3 protein-coding genes and 1 pseudogene are annotated in these 2,931 nt (G+C 64.2%); all 4 read left to right on the top strand.

Going from position 1 to position 2,931, the window contains the following annotated elements; genetic code table 11:
* Positions 1–1,334, top strand: a pseudogene (locus I71_RS26425) (DNA-directed RNA polymerase subunit beta'); the annotation flags it as partial.
* Between the two features lie 324 nt (positions 1,335–1,658).
* Entirely contained in the window at positions 1,659–2,030 is a 372-nt protein-coding gene (gene rpsL / locus I71_RS26420; protein WP_012973201.1) for a 30S ribosomal protein S12, read from the top strand.
* Between the two features lie 12 nt (positions 2,031–2,042).
* Positions 2,043–2,513 carry a 30S ribosomal protein S7 gene (rpsG, locus tag I71_RS26415; RefSeq protein ID WP_012973202.1) on the top strand — a complete coding sequence of 157 codons (471 nt, stop codon included), beginning with the start codon at positions 2,043–2,045 and terminating at the stop codon, positions 2,511–2,513.
* 27 nt (positions 2,514–2,540) lie between these two features.
* Positions 2,541–2,931: GTP-binding protein (locus I71_RS26410; protein WP_042700995.1), on the top strand; the 391-nt coding region annotated here is incomplete at its 3' end.

Here is a 2,931-nt window from a genome sequence, read left to right as displayed (position 1 = left end):
CGGTGCGGATCAACAACCGCAACATCGTCATGAACTCGTCGGGCATCCCGGTCGTCATGGGCCGCAGCACCGAAGTGATCCTGCTCGACGAGCAGGGCCGCGAGCGGGCGCGTCACCGCGTCCCCTACGGTGCCAAGCTGCTGGCCGACGAGGGCGTGAAGGTCGAGCGCGGCGCCAAGCTGGCCGAGTGGGACCCCTACACCCTGCCGATCATCACGGAGCGTGCCGGTACCGCCCGCTACATCGACCTCGTGGAGGGTATCTCCATGCGCGAGGTCATGGACGAGGCGACGGGCATCAGCTCCAAGGTGGTGGTCGACTGGCGCCAGCAGCCGCGCGGTGCCGATCTGAAGCCGCGCATCGCGCTGGTGGATGACCGGGGCGAGCTGATCACCCTGCCGAACGGCCTGGAAGCCCGCTACTTCATGTCGGTGGACGCCATCCTGTCGGTGGAGAACGGTGCTGAGGTGAAGGCCGGCGATGTGCTGGCCCGTATCCCGCGCGAATCGTCGAAGACCCGCGACATCACCGGTGGTCTGCCGCGCGTGGCCGAGCTGTTCGAGGCGCGTCGTCCGAAGGACTTCGCCATCATCTCGGAGATGAGCGGCCGCGTCGAATTCGGGAAGGACTACAAGACCAAGCGCCGCATCGTCGTCCGCAACGACGAGACCGGCGACGAGAAGGAGTATCTGATCCCGAAGGGCAAGCACATCTCCGTGCAGGAGGGTGACTATGTCGAACGCGGCGATCTGCTGATGGACGGCAACCCGGTGCCGCACGACATCCTGGCGGTGATGGGTGTGGAGGCCTTGGCCGACTACCTGATCAACGAAATCCAGGACGTCTATCGACTGCAGGGCGTGAAGATCAACGACAAGCACATCGAGGTGATCGTTCGCCAGATGCTGCAGAAGGTCGAGATCACCGATGCCGGCGAAACCACCTTCCTGGTGGGCGAGCAGGTCGACCGTCAGGAGTTCGACGAGGAGAACGAGAAGACGGTCGCCGAGGGGCTGCAGCCGGCCCACGGCCACCCGGTTCTCCAGGGCATCACCAAGGCCAGCCTGCAGACGCGCTCCTTCATCTCGGCCGCGTCGTTCCAGGAAACCACCCGCGTCCTGACGGAAGCGGCCGTCGGCGGCAAGGTCGACAACCTGGAAGGTCTGAAGGAGAATGTCATCGTCGGCCGTCTGATCCCGGCCGGCACCGGCTCCGTGGTGAACCGCCTGAAGCTGATCGCCGCCGAGCGTGACCGCGAAGCGGCCCTGGAGGCCGGCGCTCCGGAGGAAACTCCGGCCCTGCCGACTCCGGGCGAGGAAAGCTCCGCGGCCTGATTTATCGGGGTGATAGAGTATGGGAGGGGGCGCGCTCCGTGGGGAGCGCGCCCTTTTTCTTTGGCTGTTGAACATCTGGAACCGGGGCGTCCGCATGCTGCAACACCGTTCTTGACTCTGTGTCGACCTTTCCCTAAAGTCCGCGAACTTCAAAGGATGCACGGTATATCCGTGTGTCCGCTTGAACCCACCGATCCCGCCGATCGGAATTCTCCGGTCGGCTTTCGCTCATTCAGCCCGCTCGGAACGGCAACGTTTCGCAGGCGGGCTTTTGCTTCGTCCGGCTCGTCCGGCCGAGTGATCTTGAAGGGATGAAGGGCAGATATGCCGACGATCAACCAGTTGATCCGTAAGCCGCGCGAGCCGTTGGCCGCGCGCAACAAGGTTCCCGCGATGGAGGCCTGCCCGCAGAAGCGTGGCGTCTGCACTCGCGTTTACACCACCACCCCGAAGAAGCCGAACTCGGCGCTCCGTAAGGTTGCCCGTGTTCGTCTGACCAACGGCTTCGAGGTGACGAGCTACATCCCTGGTGAGGGTCACAACCTCCAGGAACACTCGGTGGTCATGATCCGCGGCGGTCGTGTGAAGGATCTTCCCGGCGTTCGCTACCACATCATTCGCGGCACGCTGGATACCCAGGGCGTCAAGGATCGTAAGCAGCGTCGTTCGAAGTACGGCGCGAAGCGTCCGAAGTAAGGAGAACTCACGATGTCCCGTCGTCATCGCGCCGAGAAGCGTGAAGTCCTGCCGGACGCCAAGTACGGCGACCGCGTCCTGACGAAGTTCATGAACTGCCTGATGCTGGACGGCAAGAAGTCGGCCGCCGAAGGCATCGTCTATGGTGCGCTCGGCCGCATCGAGGTCAAGACCAAGAACGATCCCGTTCAGGTCTTCCACGACGCCCTCGCCAACGTGAAGCCGCACCTCGAAGTGCGTTCGCGCCGCGTCGGCGGTGCGACCTACCAGGTTCCGGTCGAGGTCCGTTCGGACCGCGCCCAGGCCCTGGCCATCCGTTGGCTGATCAGCGCCGCCCGTGCGCGCTCGGAAAACACCATGACCGAGCGTCTGTCGGGTGAGCTGCTCGACGCCGCCAGCCAGCGCGGCACCGCCGTGAAGAAGCGCGAAGACACGCACCGCATGGCGGAAGCCAACAAGGCGTTCTCGCACTACCGCTGGTAAGGTTCACGCCTCTCCTGGTGATTTTGCATGCCCCGTTCGCACGCCCTCGACCGTTACCGCAACATCGGCATCATGGCTCACATCGATGCCGGGAAAACGACGACGACCGAGCGCATCCTGTTCTATACCGGCAAGTCCTATCGCATGGGCGAGGTCAATGACGGCACCGCCGTCATGGACTGGATGGAGCAGGAGCAGGAGCGGGGCATCACCATCACCTCGGCGGCAACGACCTGTTTCTGGCGCGATCACCGCATCAACATCATCGACACGCCCGGCCACGTCGATTTCACCATCGAGGTCGAGCGGTCCCTGCGTGTCCTCGATGGCGCCGTCGCCATCTTCGATGCTGTTGCGGGGGTCGAGCCCCAGACCGAGACCGTGTGGCGGCAGGCCGACAAGTACGGCGTGCCGCGCA

Source organism: Azospirillum sp. B506 (assembly GCF_000333595.1).
In the GTDB taxonomy this organism is placed as follows: Bacteria; Pseudomonadota; Alphaproteobacteria; order Azospirillales; family Azospirillaceae; genus Azospirillum.
The sequence above is the reverse complement of the archived record's forward strand: the minus strand, read 5'-3'. Positions and strand labels throughout refer to the sequence as shown.